Below are 15,712 nucleotides of genomic sequence, written 5' to 3'. Positions count from 1 at the left end.
CAGCTGGGCGACATTAATTAATATTAGCAGGGAAGAATCGATTATCAGAATCTTCTTGGAAGATGGAACTCAAGTTGGCCTCACCTGCATAATGGGTGTCTTGGTGTAATCACCAGAGTTTACTGGCCGTAATCGTATGTAAAGGAATGGCGTGTCAGATAATCAAGACTCATCTTGCCCCTTCTTCTTGTTGCCCATCTCACCATCGCCGTGCGTGCTTTAAGGTTTACCTTATATTACCCGGTTGATAAATTTGGATAATGCTCTCTTATCGAACGTAATACGAACGATTTGGCGCTATTAAGTATAAGCTAATTTAACCTCGCGGCGGACAGCAGTAAGGCACTCAGCAACCAGAATGCACGGTAGCTGTGCAGGAGCAATAGCGATCTTCCAAGAACCCTGCTTGCGCCTCAGTTGAAATGTTGGCGACGTTTAACTGGCACTGTTTTTATTCCATTTGACTGACGAAATTTCGTTGCGGCTGGATTGCTGTGGCGTCGTCGCATAATGCGCTGGGTAGAATATCATGAATATAAAAATATTTATCTCTAACGATGACAAGTTCTTTATACAAGGCCTGACGTATCTCTTACATCACTATTTTAATGAGAAAGGCATCCTTGTTGACATTGAAGAATCGCTTAACGGCAATGTTCATTACTATCTGGCCTTTATTGGCATCGACAATCTGTCACGGTATCTCTACGCCAGGGACATGGTCGGTGCCGACACGGTATTTATTATACAACCTGAGGATACGCTGCTTTTAAATCGTTCAGGGGGAACAATGAGAATGTTGCAACGCAATCAATCTATCAGTGCGTTCCTGCAGCAAATCCATGAGGTCTATCTCGAGCCGCACAGGCTGGCGCAGGTTAAGCAGCCTCACTCGTTGACCCTGCGGGAGAAAGACGTCCTGCATTATTACTCGATTGGTTACAGCAATGTCAAAATTGGTGAGCTGCTTGGTATTCATCAGAAAACGGTCAGCACGCACAAAATAAAAGCGATGAATAAGCTTAATTTCAAGCACAAAGGTGAGTTCAGACGCTGGCTTATCGATACGCATTGTCCGTAAATGTGTGAAGCAGAAAATCTGAGATGAAGCCTATCTCAGGCGATCATTTATCTGCAGTTAAATTACAAAGTTAACATAATATGAAGTATATCATTGATACCGGACTGGTATTCGATAGCGACGAAAGAACGCTATTTTTGCAAGAGTCACCAGATGAATCACTTGAGATCGGGGCGATCACCGCCCGATTATTCGTTGAGATGCTAGAGAATGTGGCGGGGGTTGAGCGTGACTATCTGCTGGATGTGGTGTGGTCCAATCACGGTCTGAAACCTTCTAATAATAATCTCAATAATCATATCAGCCTGCTACGCAAGAACATCGCCAGTATTGCAGAGGTTGATGACCTGATTATTACCTTGCCGAAAAAAGGCTTTGTGGTGAACAAGAAATATTCGGTGAACGTGGTTGGAGATGTGGCTGTTGAACCGCCAGCGGAAGAAACCAGAGTGGTAAAAAAAGCTAGCGCGAGGGACTATCCGGTAACCCTCTGGTTGCTGTCAATCACTGTCCTCATTTTGCTGGTGCTGCTTGGTCTGGTGGTTACCAAGGATTACCACGCGATATTTGGCCGGTGTTAAATCCAGTCTGGTTAGACTGGATGGGCAGTTCTGGTTTGCTAAACTTATAATCAGTTTAAGCGCCATGATTTTATTACAGGTTGTCAGCTTATGTCACAAACACCGTTTAGCCGGATCACGCATACGTTACGTAGACAAAACAGGGCGCTGTCGGGTCTGGTTGTGCTGGTGATGGTATTGGTGGCAGGCCTGTACTGGGGTACTCTGCGCATTATCGATCAGGAGCGTGGTCGTTTCACGTTAGACTTCCTGACGCTGGTGGGGTATGCCCACGAACAGGAAACATTCCTGTATCAATTACGCCACCAGAGCGGCCAACTGACAGCACTGCCCGACACGCGTGCAGGCAGCTTTCATGAGGTTGCCACCTTGCCAGCCTTCGGGGACAGGTTGTTTGAAGGACGCGAATCCATGGTGGGTATGCCGTTCTCTTTGTTGTGTGAAAAAAATTGCCCTATCAAACCTGAAGCGCTCTTACCGCTCGGCAGCTACCTGGCGGATTTTTATACATCGTTTTGGGCTACATCCTACTTTCCTGCTGCTACCGTGTTCTTCATTAATGAAGCTGACGATGCCAGCATAAGCGTCCCCGCAGTTAATGTCAGTGCTGGCTATGAACCCATCGGCCTTGAAACTTATCGAACCGTGGTCAATGCCGTACGTGAACGGTTAACCAGCAGTTTGCCAATCAAGGATTGCCAATGGCAACCAGGGGACAAGCCAATAGCCGATGAGGCTATCTGGTTTCGGGCTGCCGCGCTGCCGAACCAACTGATTGGGTTGATACCCTCAGGTTTCTCGCCCAGGATCTGGAGCCACTTGAGTAGAGGCCCTGCCAGTTGTATCTATGCGGCAATCCTGCTTAGCCGCTCGCGTGTGGGCGTTCTGGAACGTGCCGTCAACCCGGCTCCGCGTCATATATTCTGGCTGCAGCGCTATGACCATATGTGGTTGAGCCATAAAACGCATGGCTTGTTGATGGGAGAAGGGGCGCCACCTGGTGTCGATCAGCCTGGATTGCACTATACCTTGAGCGGTCTGGTGTTCAAGGTGGTCGACCAAAGCGGTAATTGGGCGGGTTATTATGCCGTAAGCTATGCGAGCTTTTTCCAGGAAAACCTGTGGTTACCCGTTAGCGTGTTATTGCTTTTGCTGATCGGCATCTCTAGCGGTTTGGCTTATCTGCGCTGGTATAACCGGCGGGTGATCTTGCCAGCTCAGGAGGCCCAACATGAAATCCTGGAAAGTGATGCCTTTAACCGCACCCTGATCCAGACGGCCCCGATCGCGCTGTGCCTGATCGATCGTGCGGATAGTCATCTGGTGTTTGGTAATGCACTGGCATTGGGCTGGTTGGGAGCCACCGTCGGTGAGCGGTTGCCTGATTCCGCCGCCACGGCCAGCCTGCTGCAACAGGTGTTTTCCACACCCAATGCCGGGGTTATCGAGCATCTGGACATGGCAGGGGAAAGGATACTTTACGTCGCTTATGCGCCAACCCGCTACAGGCAGCGTGACGTCATCCTGTGCGCCTTTGTAGACGTCAGCGCACGGGCGGAAATAGAGAGGCAACTGGCACGTGCCAAAGCGGCGGCGGATGACGCCAGCGCGGCGAAGTCCACCTTCCTGGCCACCATGAGCCATGAGATCCGTACGCCGTTATATGGTGCGTTAGGCACCCTGGAACTGTTGGCCACCACGCGGTTGGATCGTCAGCAACGTCAATATGTCGATCGTATCGACGACGCCTCACAAATGCTGTTGCAATTGATCAGCGATATCCTGGATGTCAGCAAGATTGAGGCCGGGCAGTTGCGGCTGGAAAAATGCGCTTTTGATCCACGTGAACTGGTCCAAAGCTGCACCGGCACTTATGCGGCAATGGCTCACCGCAAGGGGTTGCTATTGTTCTCTGTCGTCGGGCTTGAGGTGCCTCCGGTGGTAATTGGCGATGCGGTGCGCATCAGGCAGATCCTGAGCAACCTCATCAGCAATGCGATCAAGTTTACCGAATTTGGCCATATCATCGTTCGTCTCAGCCAGGTTGGCGGTGGCCCTGAACAAACCCGGCTGCATCTGGAGGTTTGTGACAGCGGGATCGGCATTAGCCAGGCGCAGCAGGCTAAGCTGTTCACTCCCTTCTATTTGATTGCAGAGGGGCACGGCACATTGGGGGGCACGGGGCTAGGCCTTTCCATCTGTGAACGCCTTGCGCAAATGATGGGGACGGAAATCAAACTGCAAAGTGAACCCCAACTGGGCAGCAAATTTTCGGTGACGCTGGATCTTGCTGTTGGCGCCATGCCTGATAAACAGCCGCCGGAGTTGGCTGGTGCCAGCGTGCTGGTACGCTCACCGCATCCGGAACTGACCGAAAATATCTGTGGTTGGCTGCGCGTTTGGGGGGCTAGAGCGGCTCCGGCCATCGATCGCCGATTACCGGGGCAGGATGACGCTATTTTGCTGAACGTGCAGCGGAGCTTGCCAGGTGAACCGATTGAGTGGCAGGGGCCAATGTTAGCCGTTTATTTATCCGGTGAAGTGGCCAATGGCGCTGAGGTGGATGCGTACAGCCTAAGCAGCATAGGTTACGGCATAGGCCAGCGGCTGCAGGGTGAACCATCAGCCGAACAGCACGAAATGGCGCTGCCGCAATTCCGCCTGCGGGTGCTGGTGGCGGAGGATCATCCACTTAACCAGCTCACGCTGCAAGGGCAGCTTGAGCTGCTGGGGTGTGAGGTCCAACTGGCTGGCGATGGTGAAGAAGCGCTGGCGCAGTGGGATATAGCGCCCTATGACCTGGTACTGACCGATGTCAACATGCCTTATCTGAGTGGTTATGATCTGGCCCGCAGGCTGCGCGCGGAAGGGGCAACAGTGCCAATTATCGGAGTGACGGCCAATGCGATGCTGGATGAGGAACGCCGTTGTGTTGAAGCCGGTATGAATGCCTGGCTGGTCAAGCCGATTGAGCTGCGTACCTTGATGGAAATCTTGCGCAAATATACCCGCCACGACCATACTGAAACTGACAGTCATGGCGATAGGCAATACCAACAGCCGGAACCCAACGTGCTCGACAAGCACCGCGCTATTTTTCTCAGCACCATGGAGGAAGATATGCTGCAACTGGAGCAGGGGATGGCACACGGTGATGCCGACAGGGTCGCTACGGCTTTACACCGTATGCGTGCTGCGCTGGCGTTGGCCCATCATCGGGAGCTGGCAGCGCAAATGGCTGCGCTTGAATGGCACATGCAAACGCAGGGATGGGATGAGCAAGGCCAAGTCAGAATGCCTGCACTTGTCGCTGAAATACGGCAGGTTTTGCACCGCATCGCTTCAACCTGATAACAAGAAGATGGCCTATGAAAACATTACGTGTAGTGCTGGTGGACGACCATCAGGTGGTGTTGGCGGGTTTGAAAGACTTTTTAGATCAAACCCTGCATATCGAGGTGGTGGCCACCTTTGCCTCCAGCGAAGAACTGGTTCGCTACCTCAAAACGACTCCGCCAGATGTCGTTATCACCGATTACAACATGCCTAACAATGAGGTGCACAAGGACGGTTTGCGCTACGTTGATTTTCTGGTCAGAAATTTCCCGCAGGTCAAAATATTGGTATTGACGATGATCTCTAACCCGATGATTGTGTCTGCGCTCTATGACACTGGGGTTGCTGGCGTGATCTTCAAACAGGATCCATTGTCCGAGGTGCAATCGGCGCTACGGGCCGTCAGGGCTAATGCCAGATATTACCCGGCTTCATTCCAGAGCGATGGACGCAGTGATGAGCGTGAAGTCTTTGTACAGCAACGTATCAATAGCCTGTCGCCACGCGAGTTTGAGGTTTTACGCTATTTTGTCGCAGGGGAGTCCATTGTGAATATCGCTGCACGGCTTAATCGCAGCGCCAAGACGGTTAGCCTGCAGAAGAACTCTGCCATGCGTAAGTTGAACGTTGAGAGTAATCAGGAACTGATCCGGTTCTGCATGGGCAACCATATATTTGAATGATAGTTTGACGGTGTTGGTGGTGTATGGATAGACTGGCATCTTGGAGTTTTAGCTTGGTCAGATATGATTATATAGATTTAAATTCCGTATATTATATTTTATAAGGAATATTTGACTAAGTAATGTAACGATCCCGCCATGACTGATTTGTCGATTATCTATAATGATTAAAAAGTAATTATTTTATGTTTTTTTGCTGTTTCTTATTTAAGCGTAAATAATCTTATGCCCGCATAATACTTGATAAAAAAAGCTGACTGGTGAATCATATTGCCACGGTACAGCCTGGCAAAATAAATGACTTTCCCTTATAGCGCCCATTGGCTGCAGCTATTTAGTCATGTTATGCAAAGTAGCAGGTGATTAAGTGATCTATATTATCAATGATAACTTACTCTTTGATTCTGAAGAGTATTTACTCTGCAATAAGCTAAGTAACAAGACCTTGACCCTGAGCGCTATTTCATCGCGGCTGTTTTGTGAATTACTGAACAATCCTGCCGGAGTGACCCGGGAACATTTGCTGAATGTCGTCTGGTCAGAACATGGACTCACGGCGTCAAATAATAACCTCAATAACCATATTAGTATATTGCGTAAGCATCTGGAAGAACTGGCTGGCCTGAACGATCTGATTAAAACCGAACCCAAAAAAGGGTTTGCCTTGAACCGTAACCATAAGCTTGCTTTGGTCAAGGAGGAGAGGCGCGCTGCGGAGGTGGTGCAGGAACAACCGGTGACGAAAAAGCGCGCCATCAGGCCTGTCTATATCAGTCTCGCACTCTGCGTGCTGGCATTATTGGCGTTGTTGACCTCGCTGTACGGCCATAAAATTTACTCTGCGCTGGTCAATACTCAACCTGAAGTCGTTTATAAATATAAAGGCTGCGTGTTGAAAACGCTGAGAGAAATCCCTGAAAAAAAACGCCAGGCATCCATCGCTCTGGTCATGGAGATGATAAGCAAGCATGACGTTGATTGTGAATACGACCGTTATGACGTGTTTTTTTATCTTAGTGGAGAGGAGCAGAGCACCAACCGATTCAGAATGCTGTCTTTGTGCCGCAATGGGAATGGCGGAAATTATGACCATTGCTACAGTATAAAAGTGGTTTGATAGCGATGAACAAGAAAAAGATTGCATGGCTGTTGATCATCACACTGTTGTCAGGTGTGTCAGCATTGGCCTATCTGATGACCAAGGAAAGCCAAGGGCAATACTTCAAGTGCGATACGGAAGTCTATTTCGAAAATGTAGCCAGTCAGAGCAAGATCGAAGGCGACGTCTCTCTGATGCTGGTCAGCGACAATATCGGTATGCTGTATGTCAGGGGAGTGCTCAACAAGCAAGGGGTAAATTATAATGTTAACCGCAAGATTTACTTCAGCTACAGCCATGCTCCCTCTGGCCGCTATTATCACCTAAAAAAAATCAATGATGAAAATTACGCCACCATCAATAGCGTACCGGACGCGTGGTTCAATGAAATGATTTTTGAGAATAAACAAGACTTCTATCTGGCCATTAACCCGGTCGGCAACGGTGGGTATGAACTGCGCGAGATGATCTTCCCGGTGGCGGTATGCGCCAGCAAGCGGATGTAACAACAGCCAATCTCCCGATTGGCTGTTGGTGAAACCAAGGCTGACCTTAGGCTTCGATTGGAGCACGCCAGTCGTCAGAACCCGAGGTCCCGGCGGTGTTGTGTTCCCAGGTAATTTTACGGTATGCCAGTGAAACGCGAACCAACTGAGTGAACTCAGCTTTGGTTGGATCCTGGCAGTGTGGCATTTTGCAGTCGATATCAATGATGGTGGCATCTTCCAGTTTGGTGGTAAAGAAGTGCTCTTGCTTACCTTCGATAGAGGTGCGGTACCATTTCAGTTCAACCGTTGGCAGCATTTCGCCTGATGCCAATGCGTTATACAGCAATGGAACGGCTTTGTTATAAGCCACGGTGAAACGGAATGGCTTATGCGCGCGCTGCCCTGACGGCTGGCCAGACTGCGGATCGGTTGGCACGGTAACGATATGTTCGAATTCCTGCACCAGCATCTGGTCTTCGTGGCCTTGAACATAGATATTACCAACAGATTCTGCGGTAAAGGCGCTGGCGGTAATATTACCCTGAGTTTTCCCTGTGATAGAGATATAAGCTGGAGTTGGCATCTTAAAGATCCTTGTTAGTTAGCTTAGTAATAACTTAATGCTAGTCACACCCGTTGCCGCTTAATAAATGGCCCTGAATGTTACTTGCCCCACTTCTCACTTCGGCCATTACTATAATCAGGTCTTTCCCTAGTGCCAAGCCGCCCACAAAGTTACAAAATTTATTGGCATCCCTAATGGTATAAATGATTATAATATTTGTAATATTGGTGTTTTATGCTGGCTTTTATATTGATGCGGGTTATGTATCGCGGTCGTATCATAATTTTAAAAACAACTAAATTTTATAAATAACTGTTTTTTATGAATAAATTTTTTTAATTGAAAATATTTTTTATGATCATAAGCCGCAAATGGACTACATAGGGTGGTTTATTCCCATCAAGCTTAGTGAAGAAAAATTTATAGACTTTTACTGGTAAGATCGGGGACGATACATTCAGTGAAGCTATGCTAATGCAGGGTTTGTCCGGTTTTATCGTGGCCGGAAGCTAACTGGCCGGGTGATTTGTGTGTGGTTTGAGATTATTCCCAAGCCTCGATGTGGCTGGGGATAATTGCCAAACTTCGGCACGGTGCCGCTTGCAAGAGAGTATTTCGGTTGGCGGTGATAGATTTATTATCTGAATAGATAGTGCCGACTCTATTAGCATGGATGATACCTGAATGTCATTTTCGGCTGCACATTCAACAAACATTAGCTGGTATTGCTTATTGTGACTAAAAGGACGAGTGATGAGTAAGAATAATCAAAGCAGTGTTGCCCCCAAGGAAAGGATCAACATCAAGTATGTTCCCAATACGGGCGATCAAACCTCAGAAATTGAACTGCCACTGAACCTGATGGTAGTGGGCGATCTCAAGGGAACCCGCGAAGACACTCCGCTCGAGGAGCGTCAGGTGATTTCCATCAGTAAAACCAACTTCAACTCGGTAATGAACGAAGCCAATATCAGCTTGTCATTCGCCGTGCCTAATCGCCTGGAAGGTGAAGGCCAGGAAGAGATGCCAGTGTCAATGGCGATCCATTCTCTGGACGATTTCTCACCGGATAACGTGGCAAAAAATGTCCCTGAGCTGAAGAAAATCCTGGAACTGCGCGAAGCGCTGGTTGCGTTGAAGGGGCCATTGGGCAACATCCCTGCCTTCCGTTCTCGTCTGCAGGATCTCCTTGGCAATGAAGAAATGCGTGAGCAGTTGCTAAAGGAACTGGACATTCTTAATCAGAAATAATTGAGACGGAAAGAGGGAATTTTACGTATGTCTTTACATGAAGAAAACGCAGTTTTTGTCGCCGAACCTGCCAGCGCGACCTTCCTGCTAGATGAGATTATGTCTCAGACTCGCATGACGCCAGGGAATGACGGCTACGACGTTGCCAAGCAGGGCGTAGCGGCATTTATTGCCACCATCCTGGATACCGGCAGCAATGAAGAACCGATCAACAAACTGTTGGTCGACAGAATGATCATCGAGCTGGATAAAAAACTCAGCGCCCAGATGGATGAAATTCTGCATGCCAAAGAATTTCGTGAAATCGAATCCTCATGGCGTTCGCTGAAGCTGTTGGTGGACCGTACTGACTTCCGTGAAAACATCAAAATCAATATCCTGCACGCGACGAAAGAAGAGTTGCTGGAAGATTTTGAGTTCTCACCGGAAATCGTCCAGTCCGGCTTCTACAAGCATGTCTACTCATCCGGCTACGGCCAGTTTGGCGGTGAACCGACGGCTTCCATCATCGGTAACTATGCGTTTAGCAACACCGCACCGGATATGAAACTGTTGCAATACGTCAGTGCCGTTGGGGCCATGGCGCATTCACCGTTCCTTTCCAGCGTTGCACCTGACTTCTTCGGTATCAACAGCTTTACCGAGCTGCCTGCCATCAAAGACATGAAGTCCGTATTCGAAGGGCCGGCTCACACCAAGTGGCGTGCGCTGCGCGAGTCTGAAGACTCCCGCTACCTGGGTCTGACAACGCCGCGCTTCCTGCTGCGTCTGCCTTATTCCACCACTGAAAACCCGATCAAGAACTTCAACTACTACGAAGACGTCAGCAAGGATCACGAGCATTTCCTGTGGGGCAATACCGCATTCCTGCTGGCGGCCTGCCTGACAGACAGCTTTGCCAAGTACCGCTGGTGCCCGAATATCATTGGGCCGCAAAGCGGTGGTGCGGTGCATAACCTGCCGGTTCACCTGTATGAAGCGATGGGCCAGGTGCAGGCGAAAATTCCTACCGAAGTGTTGATCACCGATCGTCGTGAATTCGAACTGGCGGAAGAGGGCTTTATTACCCTGACCATGCGTAAAGGGACCGATAATGCCGCCTTCTTCTCGGCCAACTCGGTACAAAAACCGAAGGTCTTCCCCAATACCCTGGAAGGCCGGATGGCGGAAACCAACTACAAGTTGGGCACCCAACTGCCTTACATGTTCATCATCAACCGCCTGGCTCACTACATCAAAGTGCTGCAGCGCGAGCAGATTGGTTCGTGGAAGGAGCGCCAGGATCTGGAGCGTGAGCTGAACATCTGGCTCAAGCAATACATTGCCGATCAGGAAAACCCACCGACCGATGTGCGTAGCCGCCGTCCACTGCGCTCTGCGCAGATCCAGGTGCTGGATGTCGAAGGCGATCCGGGCTGGTACCAGGTAGCAATGCAGGTGCGTCCACACTTCAAATACATGGGAGCCAGTTTTGAGCTCTCGCTGGTTGGTCGTTTGGATAAGGAATAACAGACGATGGCTGCGCTTCTTAACTGGGAGCGAGGCAGTTCTGCCAGTTTGTTTGAGCGGATACAGGGGAAGGGCATTGGCCCTTCCTCTCATAGCCGTGTTCAAGAGCTATTAATCTCAATCAAGCGGCATTTGAACGAAGTCCTCAATTCGCGCCCCGGAGCCTGCCAAAGCGCTGCCGGTCTGGGGGTTATCGATCTCAATGATGCCACGGCGACCACCACCGATTTTCGCAAAAGCATTGAGCAGGCCATCAAAGAGTGTATTGAGCGCTATGAGCCAAGAATTTCTGCGGTTGACGTGCAATCCCTGGTGGATCAAGGAGATCCACTGTTACTGAGTTTCCATATCAGTGCTCATGTTGATTTCGACAATATCGGCGATGTGGTTGAGTTCAATATCCAACTGGACAGCAACCGCCGCTACTGCCTTAACCAGGAAGCATAATGTCGTTCGAAAAGTACTTCAGGGATGAGCTGGATTATCTCCGGCAATTAGGGCGGGATGCCGCAATCGAACGGCCGCATCTTGCCGCATTTCTCTCCGAACAGGGTTCCGATCCGGACGTTGAACGTCTGTTGGAAGGCTTTGCCTTTCTGACTGGCAACCTGCGCGAAAAAATTGACGACCAATTCCCGGAACTGACGCATGGCTTGCTGAATATGCTGTGGCCAAACTACTTGCGGCCAGTCCCCAGCATGACGGTAATCGAATATACGCCCAACGGCGGTGCCATCACTGAAGCGACGCTGATCCCACGCGGCAGCCAGCTAGACAGCGCACCTATTGCGCAGCGAGCGGAACGAGGCTCGCTGCACCAAGATGATAAGTCCCAAGGGCCACAGTGTAGTTTCGCGCTGTGCCGGGATGTGTGGCTGTTCCCGATGGGTATCCAGGATATCGCCGTCAACAACAGCAATGAGCAAGGGATTTTGAGCATTCACTTCGAGGCCCAGACGGAGTTGAATATGCAGGAACTGCGGCTCGATAAACTGCGTTTCTATCTGGGAGAAGACGAGTACACCAGCAGCCAGCTTTATTTCTGGATCAGCCATTACTTCGAACGGGCCGATCTGCTGGTTAACGGCATCACCATTCCGATGCCGGACTTCGATTTCAAGCAGGTGGGCTTTGAGCGTGAAGATGCGCTGTTGCCCTACCCGAAAAACGCCTATGTCGGCTATCGTATCCTGCAAGAGTATTTCTGCTTCCCGGAAGGTTTCCTGTTCTTTGACGTGACCGGTGTAGAAGATTTCCCGGCCCATCTGAAAGCCAGCGAATTTACCCTGAAGCTGCATTTCACACAGCCATTACCGCCAGATGCCAAAATACGGCCAACCACCTTGCGCCTGAACTGTTCCCCTGCGGTGAATCTGTTCCAATGTGACAGCGAGGCGATAGCCCTGGATGGCACGCAAACCGAATATCCTCTGTGCGCTAGCTACCAGTATCCCGAGCGCTACGAGATTTTCTCGGTGGATCGGGTGGATAGCTGGTTAAGCAAGGATGGCGAGACCAAGGGCAGTGGCCGTGGGGAGGGCAGAACCTACCCGGCGTTTGAAAGCTTCCATCATCAGGTGGAGCCTGCGCACGAGCGCAACGTGCTCTATTACCGTTTGCGGGTCAAGAATTCCCTGTTCCGTAAAGGCTTTGAGCACTACCTCTCCTTTGTGCGCAGCGATGAGAGCAAGGTGGCACTGGCGAACGAGAATGTCTCCGTCAGCATGACCTGTACCAACCGTGAGTTGCCTCTGGCACTGCGTGTCGGTGACATCAACAATCGGTCAGGCGCCGGCCCATCATTTGCCACTTTCCGCAATATTACCCGGCCTTCGGTGCCGCTGCATCCGGTGTTGGACGGTGGCTTGCAATGGTCGCTGTTGTCGAATATGTCGCTGAACTATATGTCGTTGTTGGACAAGGATTCGTTAAAGCAGATCCTGCGAACCTATGATTTCCCCAGCGTCTACAACCGCCAATCCGCCAGATCATCGCAAAAGAAACTGGATGCTATTACGCGCATAGAAACCCAGCCTATCGACAGATTGTTCCGTGGTTTACCGGTTAGAGGTTTGCAAACCACCCTCTGGCTGGAGCAAAGCGCTTTTAGTTCCGAAGGTGAGCTCTACCTGTTTGGTACGGTGCTGGCACGCTTCTTCTCCCTGTATGCCAGCGTCAACTCGTTTCACCTTTTGAAAGTCATCAATCTTGATAATCAGGAATGCTACCAATGGCCGGTACAGACAGGTCAACATGCGCTGATGTAAGCGATGCTGATGGCGCGCCGGGTGAGCTGGCGCTGGATGTTTCACGTTATAACTTTTACCAATTGGTCGAGCTGCTCAACCAAATGGCGGTAGCGTGGCAAAAATCCCCCGGCTCAATCCGGCCCGCCGATGAAGCGATCCGCTTTAAATCGACCGCCAGCCTGGCCTTTCCGACCCGGGACGTGATCGCGCTGGAGCAGTCTGTTCGCGGCCAGTTTGAGCTGGAGGTCTCGTTTCTTGGGCTGCATGGCAGCCAGTCGCCGTTGCCGGGCTATTACCTGGACTCGTTGGCCTGGGAAGATGCCCAGAATGAAAACCGCCTGACGGACTTTCTCAACGTGTTCAACCACCGGTTGCTTACGCTGCTGCATCAGATCTGGCGCAAGTACCGCTATTACATCTGCTTTGACGAGGGCGGTAACGACGAAGTCTCCCAGCGCATGTTTGCGTTGGTGGGATTAAGTAACGACGTGATCCGCAAAAAACTGCGCATCCACCACGGCAAAATGCTGGCGTATGCCGGCCTGCTGGCTAACCCCGGGCGCGCCCCGGAAGTAATTAGCAACCTGGTTGCACACTGCTTCAACCTGACGGATGTGAAGCTGGAAAATTGGCAGATGCGTAAGGTCAGCATTGCTCCGGACCAGCAAAATCGTCTGGGTAGCCGGGTGCGGGTGAACGGCCAGAAATATCAGAAGAAATCGGTGCTTGGCGTCAATTTCTCTTTGGGATCGCAGGTGGCCGATCGCAGCGGTAAGTATTTGTTGTGTATTAACCAACTGACGCGCGAGCAGTTTTTGTCATTTTTGCCTAACGGCGCGAACTACGAGTCGTTAGTGATGTTTGTTGCCTTCGTCATGCGCGACCAGTTCTCGTGGGATTTACGCCTGGGGCTGGCTGAAGAGCAGGTTAGCGGCATGATCCTCGGGACTAAACAGAACAACCTGCTGGGTTGGACCAGCTTCCTCGGGCTGCCCGAGCAACAGCCCCACGTAACCATCAGCGTAATGGAATGACAATCAGGATTCAGGAATAGAGATCATGGATAAACAGCAACCGACGCTATCATTGCGGGTAGTTAACAGCGATAAATTGGAAAGTGGCAAACCGGCCAGCAGCCTGTTTAACGCACAGGGCGGGATCGTAGGGAGTGACGCCAGCCATCATTGGTCTATTCAGGATCAGGGCGGCAACATCAGCCCTTCGCAGTTTGCCATTGAGTGGCGCGATGGTTCCTTTTGCCTGCGGGTGCTCAACGGTTCGGTGAGCATCAACCAGTCACTGCAGACGGTCAACTCCGGTTTTGTGCGTCTCCAGCAGGGCGATGAAATCACCGTGGGCAATCTGGCGATCAAGGGGCATATCGGCCATTCGAGCGCCGACATGATCGATCCGCTGATGGTATCACCGGAATCTCTGGTCTCAAGCTACAGCAACCCGCTGGAAGCGATGATGGAAGGGGGCAGCGCACAGGCTTCCCACTATGAGCGGGACAACCGCCTGGCCGCCACGGTCGCCGACGGTTTCAGCCACGATCCGCTACGGGTGCTGGAAACCGAGAGTCTGACAATGAATGGGCCTTTGGTCACCTCGCACCACGGTGCTGACCACTCGCTGCAACAGGATCGCTACCGCGACCCGCTTTTCTCTTCTCCACTTTCTGATATCGCCAAGGACAGTGCAATGGATCAGGAGTTTATCGATCTGCCGCAAATCAGCAGTTTTCTTTCCGGCCAACAGGCATCGTCAGACAACAAAATGGATCAACAGCACGTAGCGATCACGCCGCTGATGCGGGGTTTTGGTGCGCAACTGCCAATCCGCAACAGTCAGGAAGCCAACGACTTCCTGGAAGAAGCCGGTAAAACGCTCAAGGCCGCCATTGAAGGACTATTGGCCTTGCAGCGTAGCCAGCATGGCCTGCGGGATAAGCATTTAAGGCCGATCGAAGATAACCCGTTGCGCCTGAATATGGACTATGACACCACGCTCAGCCTGCTGTTTGCCGATCAAAAAAGCCCGGTACACCTTTCCGCCCCTGCGGCGGTGGCCGAGAGCCTGCATAACCTGCGTCTGCACCATCAGGCCAACCAGCAGGCGATAGCCCAGGCGCTCAACACCATGCTGGAAGCCTTCTCCCCAGAGCGCTTGCTGACGCGCTTTAGCCATTACATGCGCAGCAACGAGCGCCAGGAGCAAGACGCAGCCTGGGCCTGGGAGATGTACAAAAATTACTACCAGGAATTGGCCTCCAGCCGCCAGCAGGGCTTCGAAAAGCTGTTTGGCGAAGTGTATGAGCAGGCTTACGACCAGGCGCTGCGCCAAGGCATGAAGGACTGCGAACGATGAACCATGGCAGAGGTTACTTGCTGACAACTGCGCTTTGCCTGGTGTTGATGCTGTCAGGATGCACGATATGGAAAAACAACAAGCCGGAACGCGTTACCGAACAGCCTTCTACGCTGCGGTTAACGCTGCTGGCGGATGCCAATATCAACCCGAATGAGAAGGGCGAGGCCACGCCAACCGAAATCGCGGTGGTGTACCTGAGTGATGATTCCAAACTGCTGGCGGCCGACTACGACCAGCTCGGCAGTGACTTGCTGAAGAAAACGCTCAGCAAGAATTACATCGACCATCAGGAATACGCTCTGCTGCCGAATCAATATAAACCGTTACCGGCGATTGAACTGGAAGAGAAGACCCACTATCTGGGCGTGATTGTCTACTATGCCGACGTTGATCGCGCCGAGTGGAAAAAAATCATCAAGATCAAAGATGTTGGTCATAACTATGGCGTGCTGATCCACGTTAAAACGGATGAAATCGACTTAAGGAAAGAGGAAGAATAA

The 15,712-nt window shown here is 51.0% G+C and carries 14 protein-coding genes; 13 read left to right on the top strand and 1 reads right to left on the bottom strand.

From position 1 onward, the window contains the following. The first annotated feature begins 529 nt into the window (after positions 1 to 529). The 6 genes from ACRDCA_RS13200 to ACRDCA_RS13175 all read left to right on the top strand — a co-directional run bounded on the left by ACRDCA_RS13200 (position 530) and on the right by ACRDCA_RS13175 (position 7,286). Positions 530 to 1,081 carry a LuxR C-terminal-related transcriptional regulator gene (locus tag ACRDCA_RS13200; protein ID WP_438689919.1) on the top strand — a complete coding sequence of 184 codons (552 nt, stop codon included), beginning with the start codon at positions 530 to 532 and terminating at the stop codon, positions 1,079 to 1,081. A gap of 80 nt (positions 1,082 to 1,161) precedes the next feature. Continuing rightward, complete coding sequence (locus tag ACRDCA_RS13195; protein ID WP_438689918.1) at positions 1,162 to 1,662, top strand: winged helix-turn-helix domain-containing protein; 501 nt, start codon at positions 1,162 to 1,164, stop codon at positions 1,660 to 1,662. A 90-nt stretch (positions 1,663 to 1,752) separates the two neighbouring features. Next, positions 1,753 to 5,013 carry an ATP-binding protein gene (locus ACRDCA_RS13190; RefSeq protein ID WP_438689917.1) on the top strand — a complete coding sequence of 1,087 codons (3,261 nt, stop codon included), beginning with the start codon at positions 1,753 to 1,755 and terminating at the stop codon, positions 5,011 to 5,013. A 17-nt stretch (positions 5,014 to 5,030) separates the two neighbouring features. After that, positions 5,031 to 5,681: a response regulator gene (locus tag ACRDCA_RS13185; protein WP_438689916.1), complete on the top strand. Its 651-nt coding sequence runs from the start codon at positions 5,031 to 5,033 to the stop codon at positions 5,679 to 5,681. 367 nt (positions 5,682 to 6,048) lie between these two features. Continuing rightward, positions 6,049 to 6,798 carry a winged helix-turn-helix domain-containing protein gene (locus ACRDCA_RS13180; RefSeq protein ID WP_438689915.1) on the top strand — a complete coding sequence of 250 codons (750 nt, stop codon included), beginning with the start codon at positions 6,049 to 6,051 and terminating at the stop codon, positions 6,796 to 6,798. 5 nt (positions 6,799 to 6,803) lie between these two features. Continuing rightward, positions 6,804 to 7,286, top strand: a complete 483-nt coding sequence (locus ACRDCA_RS13175) for a hypothetical protein (RefSeq protein WP_438689914.1) — start codon at positions 6,804 to 6,806, stop codon at positions 7,284 to 7,286. A gap of 46 nt (positions 7,287 to 7,332) precedes the next feature. Here the strand turns inward: ACRDCA_RS13175 and ACRDCA_RS13170 are convergent, their stop codons facing one another. Then, the gene (locus ACRDCA_RS13170; protein ID WP_025123007.1) at positions 7,333 to 7,851 is read right to left on the bottom strand and encodes an Hcp family type VI secretion system effector; all 519 of its coding nucleotides are present in this window, start codon (positions 7,849 to 7,851) and stop codon (positions 7,333 to 7,335) included. Positions 7,852 to 8,586: 735 nt separating this feature from the next. Between ACRDCA_RS13170 and tssB the strand changes: the two genes are divergently transcribed. From tssB to tssJ, 7 genes are read left to right on the top strand one after another with little or no spacing between them, the layout of a single operon-like run. Further along, positions 8,587 to 9,084, top strand: coding sequence for a type VI secretion system contractile sheath small subunit (tssB, locus tag ACRDCA_RS13165; protein ID WP_438689913.1), 498 nt, complete (start codon positions 8,587 to 8,589; stop codon positions 9,082 to 9,084). 27 nt (positions 9,085 to 9,111) lie between these two features. Further along, positions 9,112 to 10,593, top strand: coding sequence for a type VI secretion system contractile sheath large subunit (tssC, locus tag ACRDCA_RS13160; RefSeq protein ID WP_438689912.1), 1,482 nt, complete (start codon positions 9,112 to 9,114; stop codon positions 10,591 to 10,593). A gap of 6 nt (positions 10,594 to 10,599) precedes the next feature. Next, the gene (gene tssE, locus ACRDCA_RS13155) at positions 10,600 to 11,040 is read left to right on the top strand and encodes a type VI secretion system baseplate subunit TssE (protein WP_438689911.1); all 441 of its coding nucleotides are present in this window, start codon (positions 10,600 to 10,602) and stop codon (positions 11,038 to 11,040) included. Continuing rightward, a complete protein-coding gene (gene tssF / locus ACRDCA_RS13150; protein ID WP_438689910.1) occupies positions 11,040 to 12,860 on the top strand; it encodes a type VI secretion system baseplate subunit TssF in 1,821 nt (606 codons plus the stop codon). Before tssE ends, tssF begins: the two co-directional genes overlap by 1 nt. Then, positions 12,824 to 13,876 carry a type VI secretion system baseplate subunit TssG gene (tssG, locus tag ACRDCA_RS13145; RefSeq protein ID WP_438689909.1) on the top strand — a complete coding sequence of 351 codons (1,053 nt, stop codon included), beginning with the start codon at positions 12,824 to 12,826 and terminating at the stop codon, positions 13,874 to 13,876. Before tssF ends, tssG begins: the two co-directional genes overlap by 37 nt. 25 nt (positions 13,877 to 13,901) lie before the next feature. Further along, positions 13,902 to 15,209: a type VI secretion system-associated FHA domain protein TagH gene (tagH, locus tag ACRDCA_RS13140; protein WP_438689908.1), complete on the top strand. Its 1,308-nt coding sequence runs from the start codon at positions 13,902 to 13,904 to the stop codon at positions 15,207 to 15,209. After that, on the top strand, positions 15,206 to 15,712 hold the full coding sequence (gene tssJ, locus ACRDCA_RS13135) for a type VI secretion system lipoprotein TssJ (RefSeq protein ID WP_438689907.1): 507 nt from the start codon (positions 15,206 to 15,208) through the stop codon (positions 15,710 to 15,712). Before tagH ends, tssJ begins: the two co-directional genes overlap by 4 nt.

Origin of the sequence: Serratia sp. (in: enterobacteria) (assembly GCF_051654945.1) — a bacterium.
Lineage (GTDB): Bacteria > Pseudomonadota > Gammaproteobacteria > Enterobacterales > Enterobacteriaceae > Chania.
This window is presented reverse-complemented; position numbering and strand designations above follow the sequence as displayed.